The sequence below is a fragment of the Streptomyces niveiscabiei genome (assembly GCF_001419795.1).
Taxonomy (GTDB): Bacteria; Actinomycetota; Actinomycetes; order Streptomycetales; family Streptomycetaceae; genus Streptomyces; species Streptomyces niveiscabiei.
Genome location: NZ_LIRL01000259.1, coordinates 1 through 17,805, shown reverse-complemented (window position 1 = coordinate 17,805; position 17,805 = coordinate 1). Strand labels below are relative to the sequence as shown.

The window sequence follows — 17,805 nt, the reverse complement described above, 5'->3', positions numbered from 1 at the left end:
GCGTGTCGAGGCCGTCCGGCAGCGCGTCGGCCCACTCCAGGAGCCGCGCCCGCCGCAGCGCCTCGCGCAATTCGCCCTCGTCCGCGCCCTTCCGCGCGAGCAGCAGGTTCTCGCGGACGGTGGAGTCGAAGAGGTGGGCGTCCTGCGCGCAGAGCCCGACCAGCCCGCGTACGTCGTCCCCGTCGAGCCCGTACGCGTCGACGCCGCCCAGCGTGTACGTCCCGGACTCCGCGTCCAGGAACCGCAGCAGCGCCTGCGCGAGGGTCGTCTTCCCGGAACCGGAAGGGCCGACGACGGCGACCCGGCGGCCCTCGGTGAGCGTCAGGTCGACCCCGGCGAGGGCGGCGCGCCCCTGTCCGTCGTACCGCGCGGTGAGCCCCTTGAGGGCCAGCGGGAACGGTGTGGCCGGCGCCTGCCGGGGCTCCTCCGGCTCGCGGACGGGCGCGGGGGAGTCCAGCACCTCGTACACCCGCTCCGCGCTACGGCGCACCCGCTGCCGGTACTGCACGGCGAGCGGCAGCCCGAGCACCGCCTCGAAGGCGGCCAGCGGCGTGAGCACCACGACGGCCATCGACACGCCGTCCAGCCGCCCGGAGCCGACCCCCTGAGCCCCCACCAGCGCCGCCGCCGCGGCGGTCAGCCCGGACACCAGCGCGGTCAGCCCGTCCCCGAGCGCGGTCGCCGCCGCCCCGCGCGAGGCGATCCGCGTCAGCACCCCGTCGGCCGCCCGCGCCTCGTCCGTACGGCGGCGCAGGGCGCCGGCGACGGTGAGTTCGGCGGTACCGGTGAGCAGGTCGGCGACCCGGGTGGCCAGCACTCCGCGCGCGGGCGCGAGCCGGCGTTCGGCGCGCCGGGAGACGGCGCCGGTGACCAGCGGCACGCCCACCCCGGCCAGGAGCAGCCCGGCGGCGAGGACCGCGCCCGCCTCGGGGAGCAGCCACGCGGTGAAGGCGACCGACCCGGCCGCCACGACGACGGCGGACCCGACCGGCAGCAGCCAGCGCAGCCAGTAGTCCTGGAGCGCGTCCACGTCGGCGACGAGCCGCGACAGCAGGTCCCCGCGCCGCGCCCCGCGCAGTCCGGCGGGCGCGAGCCGCTCCAGGCGCCGGTAGACGGCCACCCGCGTGTCGGCGAGCATCCGCAGCACGGCGTCGTGCGAGACGAGCCGCTCCGCGTACCGGAACACGGCCCGCCCGATCCCGAACGCCCGCGTCCCCGTGACGGCCACCATCAGGTACAGCACCGGGGGTTGCTGCGAGGCCCGCGAGATGAGCCATCCGGACGTCGCCATGAGCCCGACGGCGCTGCCGAGCGCGAGGCTCCCGAGAAGCGCCGCGAGCAGCAGCCGCCCCCGCCGGGGTCCGGCCATGGCCCGCACCCGCGCGAGCACACCGCCGCGCGCAGCCCTGGTCACAGCCTCGCCGGACGCCTTCCCGACAGGCCCCTTGCGATCCCGAGCCGCCTCGGAACCCTCAGCCGCCTCGACCGCCCCGGCCCTCTCAGCCTCCCCCACCACAAAGAAGTCGGCCTGCGTGACGCCGCGCTCCTCGAAGGAGCCCTCGCGCACGTCCACCCCCGGCGTCCGCTCCACACCCCCCTCACCCCGAGCCTCCGCGACCCGCACCACCCGGTCGGCCACATCGAGCAGCGCGGGCCGGTGCACCACGAGCAGCACGGTCCGCCCCTCCGCGAGCCGCCGGACCGCCGCCACGACCTCCGCCTCGGTCGCCCCGTCCAGCGCGGCCGTCGGCTCGTCGAGCAGCAGCACCGGCCGGTCGGCGAGGAACGCGCGCGCCAGGGCGAGCCGCTGCCGCTGCCCGGCGGAGAGCCCGGCACCGTCCTCGCCGAGCACGGTGTCGAGCCCGCCGGGCAGCGCGTCCACGAACTCCAGGGCGCCCGCGTCGGCGAGGGCCCGGCGTACGGCCGTGTCGTCGGCGTCGGGGCGGGCGAGGCGGACGTTCTCCGCGATCGTCGCGGCGTACAGGTGCGGTCGCTGGGGGACCCAGGCGATCCGGGAGCGCCACTCCTCCAGGTCGAGGCCGGTGAGGTCGGCGCCGCCGATCCTGACCTGGCCCTCGGTGGGGCGGGTGAAGCCGAGCAGGACGTCGAGGAGGGTCGACTTGCCGGCGCCGCTCGGGCCGACCAGGGCGACGGTCTCGCCGGGTTCGACGGTGAACGAGGCGTTCTCCACGGCGGGTACGGCCCGGCCGGGGTGGCGGACGGTCACGCCGTCGACGGTGATCGCGCCCTGCGGGACGGCGGCCGTGCCGGACGCCGGGACCGGCTCCTCCAGCACCGCGAAGATCTCCTCGGCGGCGGCGAGGCCCTCGGCCGCCGCGTGGTACTGCGTGCCGACCTGCCGCAGCGGGAGGTAGGCCTCCGGGGCCAGGATCAGGATGACCAGCCCGATGTAGAGGTCCATCTCGCCGTGCACGAGCCGCATCCCGACCGTCACCGCGACCAGCGCGACCGAGATCGTGGACAGCAGCTCCAGCGCGAAGGAGGAGAGGAAGGCGATCCGCAGCGTCTTCACGGTGGCCTGGCGGTACTCGCCGGTGATCTTCCGGATCGACTCGGCCTGTGCCTTGGCCCGCCCGAACACCTTCAGCGTCGGCAGCCCGGCGACCACGTCCAGGAAGTGCCCCGACAGCCGCGACAGCAGCCGCCACTGACGGTCCATCCGGGACTGCGTGACCCACCCGATCAGCATCATGAAGACCGGGATCAGCGGCAGCGTCCCGACGATGATCGCCGCCGACACCCAGTCCTCGGTCACGATCCGCGCGAGCACCGCGACGGGGACGACGACGGCGAGCCCCAACTGAGGCAGATAGCGCGAGAAGTAGTCGTCCAGGGCGTCCACACCCCGGGTCGCGAGGGCGATCAGCGAGCCGGTCCGCTGCCCGCCGAGCCACCCCGGGCCGAGCGCTCCCGCCCGCTCCAGCAGCCGTCCCCGCAGCTCCGACTTCACGGCGGCGCTCGCGCGGTGGGCGGCGAGTTCGGTGAGCCAGGAGACCAGGGCGCGCCCGGCCGCGACTGCCACCAGCAGAAGCAGGGGGGTACGGAGGTCACCGACCGAGTGGCCGTGCTGGAAGGCGCCGACGACGGTCTCGGCGATGAGCATGGCCTGGGCGATGACGAGGAGAGCGCCGACGGTACCGAGCCCGACGACCAACGCCATGAACAGCCGGGTGGCACGGGCGTACCGGAGCAGACGCGGATCGATTGGTTTCACGTGAAACACACCCTCTTCAAGGGGACTTCTGGAGGGCATGTTTCACGTGAAACAACTCGGACGTTTCACGTGAAACATGCCCGGCGACCGACTCAGTGCGCTTCAGCGATGTGCTGCGTACCGATCCGCTTGCGGAACACCCAGTACGTCCACCCCTGATAGAGCATCACCACCGGCGTGGCGATCACCGCGCACCACGTCATGATCTTCAGCGTGTACGGGCTCGACGAGGCGTTCGTGACGGTGAGGCTCCACTCCGGGTTCAGCGACGACGGCATGACGTTCGGGAAGAGCGTCAGGAAGAGCATCGCCACGGCGGCCACGATCGTGACGCCGGAGAGCGCGAACGACCAGCCCTCGCGCCCGGCCTGGTTCGCGAGGAGCGCGGCGACCAGGGCGACGACGGCGACGACCAGCGCGACCAGGCTCTTGCCGTCACCGCTGTCGGCCTGCGTCCAGACCAGGAAGGCCAGCGCGAGGACGGCGGTGACGAGGCCGACCTTGAGGGCCAGCGCCCGCGCCCGCTCCCGGATGTCGCCGACCGTCTTGAGCGCCGTGAACACCGTGCCGTGGAAGGTGAACAGGCTCAGCGTGACGAGCCCGCCGAGGACGGCGTACGGGTTGAGCAGCTCCCAGAAGCCGCCCACGTACTCGAAGTTCCGGTCGATCTTCACGCCGTGGACGATGTTGCCGAACGCGACGCCCCACAGGAACGCGGGGAGCAGCGAGCACCAGAAGATCGCCTGCTCCCAGTTGCGCTGCCAGTTCTCCTCGGGCCGCTTGGCGCGGTACTCGAAGGCGACGCCCCGGACGATGAGGCAGAGCAGGATGAGCAGCAGCGGCAGGTAGAAGCCGGAGAAGAGGGTGGCGTACCACTCGGGGAAGGCCGCGAAGGTCGCGCCACCCGCGCTGAGGAGCCAGACCTCGTTGCCGTCCCAGACCGGGCCGATGGTGTTGATGAGGACGCGCTTCTCGGCCCGGTCGCGGGCGAGGAGCTTGGTGAGGACACCGACCCCGAAGTCGAAGCCCTCCAGGAAGAAGTAGCCGGTCCACAGGACGGCGATCAGGACGAACCAGACGTCGTGCAGTTCCATGACGGTGCAGCTCCCTCGGCCTAGTACGAGAAGGCCATCGGCTTGTCGGCGTCACGCGCCTCGCCGCCGATCTTCGTGGGCGGGTTGAGGTCGGCCTCGGTCAGCTCCGGCGGGCCCGCCTTCACGTACTTCGCGAGGAGCTTGACCTCGACGACGGCGAGGATCGCGTACAGCGTGGTGAAGGCGATCATCGAGGTGAGCACCTCGGCCTGGGAGACGCCGGGGGAGACCGCGTCGCGGGTCTGGAAGATGCCGTAGACGACCCAGGGCTGACGGCCCATCTCGGTGAAGATCCAGCCCCAGGAGTTGGCGATCAGCGGGAAGGCCAGGGTCCAGATCGCCAGGCGCCAGTACCAGGTGGTGAGCTGGGGGCCGAGCGCCTTCTTGCGGAAGAGGACCAGGTTCGGCACCTCGTCCTCACCGGTCCTCAGGTGCTCGGGGAGCATGAACTTCTTGCGGGTCAGCCACAGTCCGAGCATGCCGATCGCGAGCGAGGTCATGCCGAAGCCGATCATCCAGCGGAAGCCCCAGTAGGCGACCGGGATGTTGGGGCGGTAGTCGCCGGGGCCGAACTTCTCCTGCTCGGCCTTGTTGACGTCGTTGATGCCGGGGACGTGCGAGGTGAAGTCGTCGTTCGCGAGGAAGGACAGCAGGCCCGGGATCTCTATGGCCACCTTGTTGTGGCCCTTCTCGACGTCCCCGTAGGCGAAGACGGAGAACGGCGCGGGCGCCTCGCCGTCCCAGAGGGCCTCGGCGGCGGCCATCTTCATCGGCTGCTGCTTGAACATGACCTTGCCGAGGGTGTCGCCGCTGATCGCGGTGAGCAGGCCGGCGATGACGACGGTGATGAGGCCGAGCCTGAGGGTCGTCCTCATCTCGACGATGTGCCGCCTGCGGACCAGGTGGAAGGCGGAGATGCCGACCATGAACGCGCCGCCGGTGAGGAACGCGGCCGTGAGCGTGTGGAAGGCCTGGGCGAGTGCGGTGTTCTGGGTCAGGACGAGCCAGAAGTCGGTGAGTTCGGCGCGGCCCTTGGCCTCGTTGATCTTGTAGCCGACCGGGTGCTGCATCCAGGAGTTGGCGGCGAGGATGAAGTAGGCCGACAGGATCGTGCCGATCGAGACCATCCACATGCAGGCGACGTGGATCTTCTTCGGGAGCTTGTCCCAGCCGAAGATCCACAGGCCGATGAAGGTGGACTCGAAGAAGAAGGCGATCAGGGCCTCGAAGGCGAGGGGGGCGCCGAAGACGTCGCCGACGAAGCGCGAGTAGTCGGACCAGTTCATGCCGAACTGGAACTCCTGCACGATGCCGGTGACGACGCCCATCGCGATGTTGATCAGGAAGAGCTTGCCCCAGAACTTCGTCGCCCTGAGGTACTTCTCCTTGCCGGTCCGCACCCATGCGGTCTCCAGCCCGGCGGTGAGCGCCGCGAGCGAGATCGTCAGGGGGACGAAGAGGAAGTGGTAGACGGTCGTGATGCCGAACTGCCAGCGCGCCAGTGTCTCCGGCGCCAGGGCCATTTCCACGTCGTCAGTCTCCTTACGTGCCGTGGTACTGCGGCAGTTTGCCCCGTATGTCACACACAACAGTGGAGCAACTGGGACACGCTTGTGAACGCGTTCACATTCACAAGCAATTATGGCGCATGGCTGTTCGAGACTGGACGGGAGGGGGGGTCTGATAGGTCACAGACCCCCCGGCAGATACGGTCACGCACCCCCGAAGGGGCTCAACTCTCCTTGATGAACCCCTCGGTCACCTTCAGGAAGATGTCGTTCGCCTCGGTCTCCCCGATCGTCACCCGCGCCCCCTCGGGGAACGGCCGCACGACGACCCCGGCCCGCTCGCACACGGCGGCGAACTCCGCCGTCCGCTCCCCCAGCCCGAGCCAGACGAAGTTGGCCTGGGAGTCGGGGACGGTCCAGCCCTGGGTGCGCAGCGCGGCGAGCACGCGGGCCCGCTCGGAGACCAGCGACCCGACCCGGCCCAGGAGTTCGTCCTCCGCGCGCAGGGAGGCGACGGCGGCGTCCTGGGCGAGCTGCGTGACGCCGAAGGGCACCGCCGTCTTGCGCAGCGCGGCGGCGACGGGCTCGTGGGCGATGGCGAAACCGACGCGCAGCCCGGCGAGGCCGTACGCCTTGGAGAACGTGCGCAGCACGCAGACGTTGGGACGGTCGCGGTACAGCTCGACGCCGTCGGGGACGTCGGCGTCGCGCACGAACTCGCGGTACGCCTCGTCCAGGACGACCAGGACGTCGCCCGGCACCCGGTCCAGGAACCGCTCCAGCTCGGCCCGCCGCACGGCCGTACCCGTCGGGTTGTTGGGGTTGCAGACGAAGATCAGGCGGGTGCGGTCGGTGATCGCCTCGTACATCGCGTCGAGGTCGTGGACGTCGCCGGGGGCGAGCGGGACCTGGACGGAGGTGGCGCCGCTGATCTGCGTGATGATCGGGTACGCCTCGAAGGAGCGCCAGGCGTAGATCACCTCGTCGCCGGGGCCCGAGGTCGCCTGGAGGAGCTGCTGGGCGACGCCGACCGAGCCGGTGCCGGTGGCGAGGTGGGAGACGGGGACGCCGAAGCGGTCGGCCAGTTCGGCCGTCAGCGCCGTACACGCCATGTCCGGGTAGCGGTTGAACGACGAGGCGGCGGCCGTGACGGTCTCCAGGACGCCGGGGAGCGGCGGGTACGGGTTCTCGTTGGAGGACAGCTTGTAGGCCACCGGCCCGCCCTCGGCGGCCGGCCTGCCCGGCTTGTAGGTGGGGATGCCCTCCAGCTCGACCCGCAGCTTGGGGTTCGTCTCGCTCACCACAGTCCTCCTCGCGACCGGCGCCGGTACTCAATTCTCCTCACCTTATGAGGATTCGGCACGTGCACGTCAGCGGCCGTACGGACCTGGTTCGTCACACGCGCATCAGGGGCAACACCGTACGAAGGCCCCGAAACAGGGGGCGCGACGTACATATATCTATGCGCCGGTAGCACGCGCCGTGGCGCGCATCCCTCGTGCAGGTGAGTTGAGACCTCTTCGAGACATCGGCGCCTCGCCAGGCGCATCAGCGCCGATGCCACAAGTAGTGCTGCCCGAACGGCCAACTGACTTTGTTTCTCAAGTACTTATGGATGTTGACCTTGCAGAAACGTGCCTGTCGATGAGTGCATATGCGTCCGCCCTACCCCGCCTCATGAGCCCTACTATCGGCACGCCATGACAGCAGCAGGGAAGCACCAGGTGAGCCGCGCGGAAACCTCACGCCGAGGCAGCCGGCCGGGCCGAGCGGGCATCAGGGACGTGGCCGCCGCCGCCGGAGTATCCATCACGACCGTCTCCGACGCCCTGAACGGCAAGGGCAGGCTCCCTGATGCCACCCGACGCCACGTCCGCGAGGTCGCCGACCGGCTGGGCTACCGCCCGTCGGCCGCGGCCCGCACGCTCCGTACGGGCAAGTCCGGACTGATCGGACTGACCGTCACCACGTACGGGGATGAACCTTTCACCTTCACCGAGTTCGCGTACTTCGCCGAGATGGCCAGAGCCGCCACCTCCGCCGCGCTCGCCCGCGGCTACGCCCTCGTCATCCTCCCGGCGACCTCGCGCCACGACGTGTGGTCGAACGTCGCCCTGGACGGCACGGTCGTCATCGACCCCTCCGACCAGGACCCGGTGGTCGGCGAGCTCGTCCGGCAGGGTTTACCCGTCGTCTCCGACGGCCGCCCCTCCGGTCCGCTGCCGGTCACCGCGTGGGTCGACAACGACCACGAGGCCGCCGTACTGGACATCCTCGACCACCTCGCCGACGCCGGGGCGCGCCGGATCGGGCTGCTCACGGGGACCACGACCGACACGTACACGCACCTGTCGACGACCGCGTACCTGCACTGGTGCGAGCGGGTCGGACAGGATCCGGTGTACGAGGCCTACCCGGCGCACGATCCCTGCGCGGGAGCCGTCGCCGCCGACCGGCTGCTCGCCCGGCCCGACCGGCCCGACGCCGTGTACGGCCTCTTCGACCCGAACGGCACGGACCTGCTCGCCGCCGCCCGCCGCTACGGCCTGCGCGTCCCCGAGGACCTGCTCCTCGTGTGCTGTAGCGAGTCCACGGTGTACGCGAGCACCGAACCCCCCATCACCACGCTCTCACTGAAACCGCGCCGGATCGGCACCGCGGTCGTCCAGCTCCTCATCGACGCGATCGAGGGCGTCGAATCGGACCAGCCGGTCGAGCAGGTGATACCGACGGAACTCTTCATCCGCACCTCCTCGCAACGCCGCCCGCCGCGCACCACGGTGAGCCCGCCGCGCACGCCCGAGGGGAAGTAGCCGGCCGTCGTGCGGTGGGCGGGAGCACCCGTACGGCGGCCAAGCACGGGTCAATCGGGGCGAATGCCACGCACCGGCGCGCGCCCGAACCGATTCACCACCCCTGGGTCATCACATGGCCCGATCCGCATTCCTATGATGGGCCCACGACACCGCGGGCCGCTGCGACCAGGCAGTCCGAAGCGGTGCAGATGCGGCGCGATGGTGGAGGGGTCTGATGACTCAGGGGGCCGGTCAGGGACCCGAAGCGGAACGGACGGCGACGTTGCGCGACTTCCGGGTGCCCGCGTACGTCCATGAGACCGGTCCGTACGACCACGCCGGGCATCCCGGCGACGCCGTACCGGCCGACGAGCAGGCGTACCCCGAGGGGTACACGCCGACCCAGCGCGACCTGCCGGTCGTCAACCGGGGTGACACGCTGCGGATGCCGACGGTGGAACCCGTGGCTTCCGCCTCCACGGACGGGCCCGGGCCGCTGTTCGTCGTCGGCGACGTGCACGGCTACCTCGACGAACTGCACTCCGCGCTGCGGGAGAAGGGCCTCATCGACGAGGCCGGACAGTGGTGCGCGGGCAACGCGCGGCTGTGGTTCCTCGGCGACTTCACCGACCGCGGGCCCGACGGCATCGGCGTGATCGACCTGGTCATGCGGCTGTCGGCGGAGGCGGCGGCGGCGGGCGGCTACTGCAAGGCCCTGATGGGCAACCACGAACTCCTCCTGCTGGGCGCCAAGCGGTTCGGCGACACCCCCGTCAACTCCGGGGCCGGCACCGCCACCTTCCAGGCGGCCTGGCTGCTCAACGGCGGCCAGAAGTCCGACATGGACCGCCTCCAGGACCACCACCTCCAGTGGATGGCGCGCCTCGACGCGATCGAGGAGGTCGACGGCCATCTGCTCGTCCACTCCGACACGACCGCCTATCTCGACTACGGCGACTCGATCGAGGCCGTCAACGACAACGTCCGCGAGGCCCTCACCCGCAACGACGCGGACGAGGTGTGGGATCTCTTCCGCAAGTTCACCAAGCGCTTCTCCTTCCGCGACGAGGGCGGCGCCGACGCCGTCCGCGCCCTCCTCGATACGTACGGGGGCACCCTGATCGTTCACGGGCACAGCCCGATTCCCTATCTGCTGGGCGAAGTCGGCTCCGAGGACCCCGACGACGACACCGGCCCGAACGTCAAGGGACCGCACATCTACGCGGAGGGACTCGCCATCGCGATGGACGGCGGAGTGACCATGGCCGGAAAGCTGCTGGTCCAGCAGCTGCCCATGGATAATCGGACGTCCACCGGGCAGGCGACCGGCATGGAGGACTGATCGCCGGCGGCACGGGCGCGGGTCCAATTTCCGCAAACCCCCTGTCACCTTGAGCCGTCGCCGCTCTACCATCGGCTTATCCGTAGCAGGCTCCCCTCCGTTTCTGCCCGACGGCTCGTTGGCATGCGAGCCCCAAGCCCTACGGAGCATCGGGGGATGCACATGAACAGCGTTCCGCAGCACCTGCACAGTGAGGACCGCCAGGAGTACGAGCGGATCCTCGACGAGGCGCTGCGCTCCGCCCCACACCACCCGGAACTGGCCGGTGCTGGCCGGCGCCTCAACCCGGAACAGCTGCGCACGATGGCGCTGGGCGCCACCGCGTTCATCACGGCCGCCGCGGCGACCGAGTACCAGCACTACGTGAAGGTCCGCGAGGAACTGCGCCACCCGGCGCCGTCCTCCTCTGCCCGCGAGTCCGGGGACACCGCGAGCGGGGGTGCGGGGATCGCGGCCGGCCTGGGGGAGGTCGCCGTCGAGCCCGCCGGGGCGGGGGCCGTCGCCGTCGCCGCCGTCCTCACGCCGGTCCTCGCCGGGACCGCCGCGGTGATCTTCCTGCTCGTCGGCTACCTCCTCAAGGCGCTCGACCCGGCCCCGGCGTTCGCCGACGCGCTGGTCACGGCGGGCTGGGTGTTCGGGGTGGTCACGGCGCTGGCGATCCTCGTCGCCACCGTCGGGCTGCTGCTCACCGCGCTGCGCAACCGGCCCGCGCTGGAGGCGGGGCCGTACAACGAACAGGCGGAGGAGGTCGAGCGGGCCCGGGAGGCCTGGCGGACCGCCCTGCTGGAGCGCGGCTTCCTGCCGTACTTCCGCGAGGCACGCGCCGAACAAGGCCCGACGGCGACAACGGTCCCCCGCACCCCTCCACCGAGCCGCCTCCCGAACCTCGGCTACGACCGCCCCGGCTTCACCAGCCCCGACGACGGCCCCGACCCCGGCCACCGCCCACGCTTCTCCAGCCCGGACTACACCAGCCCGGACTTCGGCGGCCCGGACAACCAGCCGGACTAGCCCGCCGACCGCAACCCCCCGATGGCTCCCGGTCCGCGTCCCCCTCGCAGGAGGCGCGGACCGGGAGTTCACAGCACCCTCAGTCCGCGATCGGCGGTTACACCCGGTTGCCGGCCGCCGTGAACTCCTTCGACTTCTGGGCCATGCCCTACGGAAGGGCGATGATCGCGATGCTCTCCGGCTGGGCCACAGCCAGGCGAGTGCCATCCGGGTGCAGGGCGGCAACGGGCGTCGGAATGTGCGTGACCCCGTAGCTGCCGTCTCTCTGGGGCACCTTCACGGTGGGCCATTCCGCCACCACAGCACCCGTCGTGACGTCGATCAGCCGTGGGTGCCCGTACAGCGAGACGACCGAGTCGCCCCGCGCGATCAGGGTGCCGATGGGGAAATCGACCGTGTTGCGATGGATCCACCGCCCTGCGGAGAGCGACCACACACCCAACTGCCGTGGGCCCAGGGCAGGCGTCTCCTTGCCGTCGCGAAACTCCCCGCCGGTCGCCACGGCCAGGCGGTCGGCATCGAGCCAGCAGGCTGAGACGACCTCCTCGTCGATGCCCGGGTTCGAGGGCAGCACGCCACGGCCGTCGAGCACAGCGGGATCCGCCAACGCGCCGGCCAGGTCGAAGACTTCGACGATCCCGTAGGGATGCCACAGCCAGCCGGCCGACAGCAGGTGTGTCCCGCCCGGGCTCACCGCCAGCCGTGAGTGGAAGACGTCCTTCGGCTGACGTTCGCCATCGGTGAGCCACTCTCCCGACTCCGCGTCCTCGATCTCAAGGACGTTGTAGTCGTCCGGGCAGTGGACCAGAACCTCACGGCCGTCCGGCAACATCCCGAGCGCAACCGGATAGTCGAAGACTTCGGCCTGGTAGTAGCTGCGGTTCAGCTCACGGACGAACTGGTCACCATCGAGCAGCAGCGCCTTCGTACCACGCTCGGTATAGACCACGGAGTAGCGACCGGACGGGGAGACGACGCTCCGGTCGAAGGAAAACCCATGGACGATCGGGGCAGGCCGCTCCACGCCGTCAGGACCCCATCGGCGACCGCCGCCCACCGCATCGACCAGATCATCGCCGTCCCACGCCAGCGACTCCGCCTCGGCCGTCACCTTCAGAACGATCACGAATCCCCCGCCCCCATCTCATTCCCGAACGCACGATGGCGCCGGCCCGAAGGCCCCCGGCCCCGGGCCAGCGCCAATCTACCGACCTCAGTCCGCCAGCGGCAGGTACACGCGATTGCCGCTCGCCGCGAACTCCTTCGACTTCTGGGCCATGCCCGCCTCGATGTCGGCGCGGCTGCCGCCGTGTTCACGGCGGATGTCCTGCGAGATCTTCATCGAGCAGAATTTCGGGCCGCACATGGAGCAGAAGTGGGCCGTCTTGGCCGGCTCCGCCGGGAGGGTCTCGTCGTGGAAGGCGCGGGCCGTGTCGGGGTCGAGGGCCAGGTTGAACTGGTCCTCCCAGCGGAACTCGAAGCGCGCGTCGGAGAGGGCGTCGTCCCAGTCCTGCGCGCCGGGGTGGCCCTTGGCGAGGTCGGCGGCGTGGGCGGCGATCTTGTAGGTGATGACGCCGGTCTTGACGTCGTCGCGGTTGGGCAGGCCGAGGTGCTCCTTCGGCGTGACGTAGCAGAGCATCGCCGTCCCCCACCAGGCGATCATCGCGGCGCCGATCCCGGAGGTGATGTGGTCGTACGCGGGCGCGACGTCGGTCGTCAGCGGGCCGAGCGTGTAGAACGGCGCCTCCTCGCAGATCTCCTGCTGGAGGTCGATGTTCTCCTTGATCTTGTGCATCGGGACATGCCCGGGGCCCTCGATCATCGTCTGTACGTCGTGGCGCTTGGCGATCCGGTTGAGTTCCCCGAGCGTGCGCAGCTCAGCGAACTGCGCCTCGTCGTTGGCGTCCGCGATGGAGCCGGGCCGCAGGCCGTCGCCCAGCGAGTACGTGACGTCGTACGCGGCGAGGATCTCGCAGAGTTCCTCGAAGTTCTCGTACAGGAACGACTCCTTGTGGTGCGCGAGGCACCAGGCCGCCATGATCGAGCCGCCGCGCGAGACGATGCCGGTCTTGCGGTTCGCGGTGAGCGGGACGAACGGCAGCCGCACGCCCGCGTGGACCGTCATGTAGTCCACGCCCTGCTCGGCCTGTTCGATCACCGTGTCCTTGTAGATCTCCCAGGTCAGCTCCTCGGCCCGGCCGTCGACCTTCTCCAGCGCCTGGTAGAGCGGCACCGTGCCGATGGGGACGGGGGAGTTGCGCAGCACCCACTCCCGGGTGGTGTGGATGTTGCGGCCGGTCGAGAGGTCCATGACCGTGTCGGCGCCCCAGCGGGTCGCCCAGGTCATCTTCTCGACCTCCTCCTCGATGGAGGACGTCACCGCCGAGTTCCCGATGTTCGCGTTGACCTTCACCAGGAACCGCTTCCCGATGATCATCGGCTCGATCTCGGGGTGGTTGACGTTGGCCGGCAGGACGGCCCGCCCCGCCGCGATCTCCTCGCGGACGACCTCGGGGTCGACGTTCTCCCGGATCGCCACGTACTCCATCTCCGGCGTGACCTCGCCCCGGCGCGCGTACGCCAATTGCGTCACCGCACGCCCGTCCCGGCTGCGGCGCGGCAGCCGCGGGCGGCCCGGGAAGACCGCGTCCAGGTTCCGCAGGCCGCCGCGCGGCGAGGTGTGCTTGATCCCGTCGTCCTCGGGGCGGACCGGACGGCCCGCGTACTCCTCGGTGTCGCCCCGGGCGACGATCCAGTTCTCCCGCAGGGGGGACAGGCCCCGGCGGACGTCCGTCTGCTCGGACGGGTCGGTGTACGGGCCCGAGGTGTCGTACAGGGTGACCGACTGCCCGTTGGTCAGGTGCACCTGACGGACCGGCACCCGCAGATCGGGGCGCGAGCCCTCGACGTACGCCTTGTGCCAGCCGATGGACTTCCCGGCCTCCTGGTCAGCCGCGTCCGTGCTGGCCGCGTTCTGCGTGGAGGCAGGCGTGCGTGCGTCCTTGATGGTCATGAGACCTACTCCCTACGCCGGCATTACCCGGTAACAGGTTCAGCGGTCGACGCAGCCGCTTCCGTCTGCCGATGTTTCATGTGAAACATCACTCGAACTCGGTGACGTTTCACGTGAAACACCGCGAAGACGAAGGTCAGCGCCCTCTCAGCCCGGTGCTCCGAGCTCCCGCGTGTGCAAAGGTGCCTCCACGCTAGCGGTATTTGTGGCGCGGTGAACAGTGGGCCTCTGCCGTTCTTGCGATGATCGGTCGGTGACCACGACACCCCGCTCCCCGTTCCCCCCGCCTCCCGAGCCGTCCCGGGACGGGTACGGGGGTGAGGGCGCGGGCCCTGCCGACGGCTCCGCGTCGAGGCTGGGCCCCGGTCCCGCGCCGGGTGAGGGCGGCGGCGTTCCCGAACGCGGCCCCGCGCCCTCCGGCAACCGCCCCGGCAACCGGCTCGGCTCACTCCAGCGCCGGGGCGCGGCCCCCAGGCCGCCGGACTTCCGGCGTACGGGGGAGCAGGGCCCCGGCACCACCCCGCCCCAGGGTTACGGCTACGGCGTCGGCCCGAGCCTGCGCCCCGAGGACACGGGGCCCACGCCGCAGGTGGGGCGCCCGGGGCACGAGAGCGGTCCGGTGCCGAGGGTGCCGACGCACGACAGCGGGCCCGTGCCGCAGGTGGGCGGGCCCGGTCCTCGGATGTCCCCGTACGGCAGCGGGCCCGTACCCGAGGCCGGCAGGAGCGGTCCTGGCCCTCGGACGCCTCCGCACGACAGCGGGCCTGTGCCCCAGGTCTCGCCGTACGACAGCGGGCCCGTGCCGCAGATGTCCGCGCACGACAGCGGGCCTGTCCCCCGCGTTCCCGGGCACGAGGGCCACGCCCACCAGGGCGGGCAGCACAGCACAGGGCCTGGCTCCGACGAACACTCCCACGGCGGCCCTCCCGATGCCGGGCACGGCGGTGGGCACGGTGACGCGCACGGCGGTGGGCACGGCGGGGGCCATGGCGGCGGCCACTCGCACAGTCACAGCCATGGCCCCGCCGCCCCCGTCTCCCGGCACCTCCGCAAGGTCATCGGCGCGATCCTGATCCCCTTCGCCGCGGCCGTGGTCGTGGGGCTCGCGGTGCTGTGGCCCGGTGGCGCTCCGCCGCACGAGCGGACCGGGGTCGGGTTCGACCGGCAGACGCAGCAGGCGACGGTCACGAAGGTCGAGAAGCTGAGCTGCGCGTCCGTCAACGCGTCGGGGGTGCCGCCGACCGGTGACACCTCGACCGCCGAGGGGTCCTCGGCGGTGCAGCAGGCGGGCGGGACCTGCAAGCGGGCGACGATCCGGGTGGACACGGGCAGCGACAAGGGCCGGACGTTCGCGGAGATCATCCAGCCCGACCAGTCGCGGCAGCTGAAGCAGGGTCAGAAGGTCGTCGTCGCGTACGAGCCGTCCGCGCCGAAGGACCTCCAGTACTCCGTCGCGGACATCAACCGGCGCTTCCCGATGGCGCTGCTCGCCGGGATCTTCGCGATCGCGGTCGTGGTCGTCGGACGGCTGCGCGGCGTCATGGCGCTGGTCGCGCTGGCGATCAGCTTCATGATCCTGAACTTCTTCATCCTGCCGGCGATCCTCCAGGGCTCGAACCCGCTGGTCGTGGCCGTGGTCGGGGCCAGCGCGATCATGCTGATCGCCCTCTATCTGTGCCACGGCCTCTCGGCACGGACCTCCGTCGCCGTCCTCGGCACGCTGATCTCGCTGCTGCTGATCGGCGTCCTCGGCTCGCTGTTCAACAGCTGGGCCGCGCTCACGGGCAACACGGACGACAACACCGGCCTCATCCACGGCCTGTACCCGTCGATCGACATGAGCGGCCTGCTCCTCGCGGGCATCATCATCGGCTCGCTGGGTGTCCTGGACGACGTGACGGTCACGCAGACGTCGGCGGTCTGGGAACTCCACGAGGCGAACCCCGCGATGGGCTGGCGCGGCCTGTACCGGGCTGGCATCCGCATCGGCCGCGACCACATCGCCTCGGTCGTCAACACCCTCGTCCTCGCGTACGCGGGCGCCGCCCTCCCCCTGCTGCTCCTCTTCTCCATCGCCGACAGCGGCGTCGGCACGGTGGCCAACAGCGAACTGGTGGCGGAGGAGATCGTCCGCACCCTGGTCGGCTCGATCGGCCTGGTCGCCTCGGTCCCGGTCACCACGGCCCTGGCGGCCCTGGTCGTCTCGGCGGACCGCCCGGACGCGAAGACGCCCGCGACGGCGGCACCACAGGGCACGTCTCCCGCACCGGCAAAGGCTCCCGCACCGGCGAAGGGTGGCCGGCGCCGCCGCAAGCACTGACGGCGCGCTGCGGGCGGTGGGCAGTCGGGCGTATCAGCATCCTCAATCCGCGTACGCCCACCGCCCGCATCCCACCGCCCACAGCAGTTGCAGAACCGTTCCTGCACCTCAGTCAGAAGCGCTGAAGCGTTTCCCCCAACCCCTTCGCGCGGCCACCCTCACCCCGCGCTCTCCTCCGCCAGGATCCGCCCCAGCGCCTCGTCCAGATGCGCATCGAAGTCCGCGAACGCGCCCTCCTGGCCCAGCGGGACCACCCGGTCCGTGCGGTCGAGGAAGGCGATCAGGGGGGCCGCCGAGGAGCGGAAGACGGCCTGGTCGGCGCCCACCTGGAGGCGGATGAGGACCTCGCCGAGGGACTCGGGGTCCGTGGGGGCGACCCGGACATCGCCCTCGCCGCAGGGGCGCCCCACGCCGTCGACGAGGAGTTCGCGGCCGAACGTCCAGGTCACCGGCGCGTCCCCGGGAAGATGGAAGGTGAGCCGGACGGCGTACGGGTCGTCCGACTCGTACTCCAGCTCCACCGGGATCCGGAAGGAGAGCTCCTCGGAGACGAGGAAACTCATCATGACCTCTGCCTGAACTGTCTGTACGGACTCGCGCATCGCCTTACCCCGTCTGTGCCGTCGACTGGCCGGGAATGTACCTATGACTCCAACGCATCTTGCTGAACGTGCACACGGCGTCACAAGCAGTAATTTTTCAGATGCTGATAGAGAGCGCGAGCGCCCCCACCGCACGCCCCACCTCACGCTCCAGCAGCCGCACGGCGGGCAGCAGCCGCTCGGCCTGCCGCACCGGCAGGGACAGCGCGACGGTCGCGGCGGTCGCCCCCACGGTGATCGGCAGGGCCGCGCAGACCGTCCCCAGCAGATACTCCTGACGCTCGGTCACCGCCTCGCGCCGCGCCCCGGAGAGCCGGCGCAGCAGACTGTGGCTGTCGCGGACGGTGTACGGCGTGAGGGCGCTCGCGGGATACCGGTCGAGATGATCGCGCCTGGCCCCGTCGTCGAGCTGCGCCAGCAGGCACTTCCCGATCGCGTGCGCGTGCCCGGTCTCCCGGAAGTCGGCCCACTGCTCGACCGCGGGCGACTCCGGCGTGTCGGCGACGTACAGCGTCTCGATCTCGCCGTCGCGGTACACGGCGTAGTAGACGGGCGCCCCGACGGCGTCCCGCCACTGCGCGAGCGTGTCGACGAGTGTGCTGCGACGTTTCTGCGCGGCCCCCGCCGAGGCCAGCCGCTCGGCCGCCTCGCCGAGGAAGAACAGGCCCTTGTCGCGCCGTAGATAGCCCTCGTGGACGAGGGTGCGCAGCAGGTGGTAGGCGGTGGGGAGGGCGAGGCCCGTCTCCCGGGCGAGCTGCTTGGCGGGAGCGCCGTACGCGTGTCCCGCGACGCTCTCCAGGAGGCGCATCGCGCGCTGGACCGAGCCGATGAGGGTGGCCGTGGAGTGCGGCTGAGCGGGGACGGCCGCGGGGGCGGCCCGTGGTC

General features: G+C 71.0%; 12 protein-coding genes. 4 read left to right on the top strand and 8 right to left on the bottom strand.

Translation table 11 applies throughout. The features are described 5' to 3' along the window. The 4 genes from cydD to hisC form a co-directional block, all read right to left on the bottom strand. Positions 1–3,235 (bottom strand): thiol reductant ABC exporter subunit CydD (cydD, locus tag AOK24_RS13880; protein ID WP_055720370.1); only part of this gene is annotated, 3,235 nt, incomplete at its 3' end. Positions 3,236–3,327: 92 nt separating this feature from the next. Next, a complete protein-coding gene (gene cydB, locus AOK24_RS13875) occupies positions 3,328–4,329 on the bottom strand; it encodes a cytochrome d ubiquinol oxidase subunit II (protein ID WP_055720368.1) in 1,002 nt (333 codons plus the stop codon). A gap of 20 nt (positions 4,330–4,349) precedes the next feature. Then, positions 4,350–5,858, bottom strand: a complete 1,509-nt coding sequence (locus AOK24_RS13870) for a cytochrome ubiquinol oxidase subunit I (RefSeq protein ID WP_055720367.1) — start codon at positions 5,856–5,858, stop codon at positions 4,350–4,352. 203 nt (positions 5,859–6,061) lie between these two features. After that, positions 6,062–7,138 (bottom strand): histidinol-phosphate transaminase, encoded by a 1,077-nt coding sequence (hisC, locus tag AOK24_RS13865; protein ID WP_055720366.1) that lies wholly within the window; start codon positions 7,136–7,138, stop codon positions 6,062–6,064. A 399-nt stretch (positions 7,139–7,537) separates the two neighbouring features. On the opposite strand from hisC, the gene AOK24_RS13860 reads away from it, so the two are divergent. The 3 genes from AOK24_RS13860 to AOK24_RS13850 all read left to right on the top strand — a co-directional run bounded on the left by AOK24_RS13860 (position 7,538) and on the right by AOK24_RS13850 (position 10,985). Further along, complete coding sequence (locus AOK24_RS13860) at positions 7,538–8,650, top strand: LacI family DNA-binding transcriptional regulator (RefSeq protein WP_079056804.1); 1,113 nt, start codon at positions 7,538–7,540, stop codon at positions 8,648–8,650. A 217-nt stretch (positions 8,651–8,867) separates the two neighbouring features. Further along, positions 8,868–9,974: a metallophosphoesterase gene (locus AOK24_RS13855; protein ID WP_055720364.1), complete on the top strand. Its 1,107-nt coding sequence runs from the start codon at positions 8,868–8,870 to the stop codon at positions 9,972–9,974. A 156-nt stretch (positions 9,975–10,130) separates the two neighbouring features. Beyond that, positions 10,131–10,985 carry an ABC transporter permease gene (locus AOK24_RS13850; RefSeq protein WP_055720363.1) on the top strand — a complete coding sequence of 285 codons (855 nt, stop codon included), beginning with the start codon at positions 10,131–10,133 and terminating at the stop codon, positions 10,983–10,985. A gap of 148 nt (positions 10,986–11,133) precedes the next feature. On the opposite strand, the gene AOK24_RS13845 is transcribed toward AOK24_RS13850, so the two are convergent. Beyond that, the gene (locus AOK24_RS13845) at positions 11,134–12,111 is read right to left on the bottom strand and encodes a WD40 repeat domain-containing protein (RefSeq protein ID WP_055720362.1); all 978 of its coding nucleotides are present in this window, start codon (positions 12,109–12,111) and stop codon (positions 11,134–11,136) included. An 87-nt stretch (positions 12,112–12,198) separates the two neighbouring features. Then, complete coding sequence (gene thiC / locus AOK24_RS13840; RefSeq protein ID WP_055720361.1) at positions 12,199–13,998, bottom strand: phosphomethylpyrimidine synthase ThiC; 1,800 nt, start codon at positions 13,996–13,998, stop codon at positions 12,199–12,201. A gap of 808 nt (positions 13,999–14,806) precedes the next feature. Here thiC and AOK24_RS13835 point away from each other — a divergent pair. Continuing rightward, positions 14,807–16,318, top strand: coding sequence for a YibE/F family protein (locus AOK24_RS13835; protein ID WP_055720369.1), 1,512 nt, complete (start codon positions 14,807–14,809; stop codon positions 16,316–16,318). A 158-nt stretch (positions 16,319–16,476) separates the two neighbouring features. On the opposite strand, the gene AOK24_RS13830 is transcribed toward AOK24_RS13835, so the two are convergent. Next, complete coding sequence (locus tag AOK24_RS13830) at positions 16,477–16,920, bottom strand: SsgA family sporulation/cell division regulator (protein ID WP_055720360.1); 444 nt, start codon at positions 16,918–16,920, stop codon at positions 16,477–16,479. Positions 16,921–17,017: 97 nt separating this feature from the next. Then, on the bottom strand, positions 17,018–17,805 hold a 788-nt coding region (locus AOK24_RS13825; RefSeq protein ID WP_055720359.1), incomplete at its 5' end, for a helix-turn-helix domain-containing protein.

Excerpts from the sequence above, each read along its gene's own strand:
- cydB (WP_055720368.1), bottom strand. The coding sequence starts at position 4,329 with ATGGAACTGCACGACGTCTGGTTCGTCCTGATCGCCGTCCTGTGGACC.
- AOK24_RS13860 (WP_079056804.1), top strand. The coding sequence starts at position 7,538 with ATGACAGCAGCAGGGAAGCACCAGGTGAGCCGCGCGGAAACCTCACGC.
- AOK24_RS13855 (WP_055720364.1), top strand. The coding sequence starts at position 8,868 with ATGACTCAGGGGGCCGGTCAGGGACCCGAAGCGGAACGGACGGCGACG.
- AOK24_RS13850 (WP_055720363.1), top strand. The coding sequence starts at position 10,131 with ATGCACATGAACAGCGTTCCGCAGCACCTGCACAGTGAGGACCGCCAG.
- thiC (WP_055720361.1), bottom strand. The coding sequence starts at position 13,998 with ATGACCATCAAGGACGCACGCACGCCTGCCTCCACGCAGAACGCGGCC.
- AOK24_RS13835 (WP_055720369.1), top strand. The coding sequence starts at position 14,807 with ATGTCCGCGCACGACAGCGGGCCTGTCCCCCGCGTTCCCGGGCACGAG.
- AOK24_RS13830 (WP_055720360.1), bottom strand. The coding sequence starts at position 16,920 with ATGCGCGAGTCCGTACAGACAGTTCAGGCAGAGGTCATGATGAGTTTC.